At 73.3% G+C, this 1,524-nt stretch carries 2 protein-coding genes and 1 pseudogene; 2 read left to right on the top strand and 1 reads right to left on the bottom strand.

Annotation, left to right across the window (positions count from 1 at the left end):
* The first annotated feature begins 126 nt into the window (after nucleotides 1-126).
* Nucleotides 127-450 (top strand): hypothetical protein, encoded by a 324-nt coding sequence (locus ACFW1I_RS08410; protein WP_384667452.1) that lies wholly within the window; start codon nucleotides 127-129, stop codon nucleotides 448-450.
* A 31-nt stretch (nucleotides 451-481) separates the two neighbouring features.
* The gene (locus ACFW1I_RS08405) at nucleotides 482-955 is read left to right on the top strand and encodes a hemerythrin domain-containing protein (RefSeq protein ID WP_384667449.1); all 474 of its coding nucleotides are present in this window, start codon (nucleotides 482-484) and stop codon (nucleotides 953-955) included.
* Nucleotides 956-1,044: 89 nt separating this feature from the next.
* Here ACFW1I_RS08405 and ACFW1I_RS08400 read toward each other — a convergent pair.
* Nucleotides 1,045-1,524: pseudogene (locus tag ACFW1I_RS08400) on the bottom strand (glutathione-dependent formaldehyde dehydrogenase); the annotation flags it as partial.

Genomic DNA, 1,524 nt, shown 5'->3' with positions numbered 1-1,524 from the left:
CCGGCCCCGGCCGACCCGGCGAACACCCACCCGGGTTCCGGGCCCCCCCCCGCGGCTGCCCCCCCACCCCCCCAAAGGGCGGGGGGGGCCGCCACGCACCGCCCGACGGACGAGTCGCAGCGGCTGATGGCCCCCGAGGACGAGGAGACCTTCGAGACCCGCTGGCACGAGCTGCAGAGCCTGTTCGTGGACGATCCCCGCCGGGCCGTGCACGAGGCCGACGCGCTGGTGGCGGACGTGATGCAGAAGCTGGCCGCCACCTTCGCCGACCACCGCAGGGACCTCGAAGGCCAGTGGCGGCAGGGCGAGGACGTCGACACCGAGAGCCTGCGGACGGCCCTGGTGCGCTACCGCTCGTTCTTCCACCGGCTGCTCAGCACCGGCGGGGACCGTGAGGCAGCCGGTTCCGGCGCCGGCGACACCGCCGAGCCGGCACACACCAACGGATGAAAGCCGCCGCACCGGCAGGAAGGAGCGCCCCATGGACGGCATCGTGCTGCTGCGCGAAGACCACAAGACCGTGGAGAAACTGTTCAAGGAGTTCGAGCGGGCGGGCGACGACGCCCAGCGGCGCAAGCGCGAGCTCGCCGACGACGTCGTCCGGGAGCTCACCGCGCACGCCTGGATCGAGGAACAGGTCTTCTACCCGGCGGCACGGGAGGCCGCACCCGATACCGAGGACCACGTGCTGGAGAGCATCGAGGAGCACCACGCGGTGCTCTGGATGCTGTCGGAGATCGACGGGCTCGCCCCGGAGGACGAGCGCTTCGACGCCAAGATGACGGTGCTGATGGAGAACGTCAGGCACCACGTCGAGGAGGAGGAGAACGACTGGTTCCCCGAGGTGCGCAAGGCCATGGGCCGCAAACGGCTGGCCGAGCTCGGCGAGCGGATGGCGGAGGAGCGGAAGAACGCGCCCGACAGCCCGCTTGGGGTGCCGAGCGCGGAGTCCTGACGACACCCGGATCCGGCTCCGGCGCCGACGCCGTAGCCGGATCAGTAGCCGGTGCCGGTGCCCGCGCGTCGCCGCCCGGACACCGGCCATCACGGCTTGAAGAGGACCTTCACCGCGCCGTCGCGCTTGGTCTGGAACATCTCGTACGCCTCCGGGGCCGCGGCCAGCGGCAGCCGGTGCGTGGCGAAGTCGTCGACGCCCAGCGGGTCGTCGTCGCCGAGCAGCGGCAGGAGCCGGTCGACCCAGCGCAGAACGTTCGCCTGGCCCATGCGGAGCGTCAGCTGCTTGTCGAACATGACGAGGAGGGGCATCGGGTCGGCCGCTCCCCCGTACACGCCCGCGAGCGACACGGTTCCGCCGCGGCGGACCAGTTCCACGGCCAGGTGCAGCGCCGAGAGACGGTCGACGCCGAAGCGGCGCATCAGGCCCCGGGCGACGGCGTCCGGCAGGTGGGCCACCATCGAGTGCAGGCCACGGGCGATCGGCGCGCCGTGCGCCTCCATGCCGACGGCGGGGGCGTCCGGGGGGGGGGCCCCCGCCCGGGGGTCGTGCCCGGCCCCGTCGCAGGG

The sequence above is a fragment of the Streptomyces sp. NPDC058955 genome, from assembly GCF_042741435.1.
Classification (GTDB): Bacteria; Actinomycetota; Actinomycetes; order Streptomycetales; family Streptomycetaceae; genus Streptomyces.
Note: the sequence above shows the minus strand (reverse complement) of the source record. Positions and strands in the feature narration are given on the sequence as shown.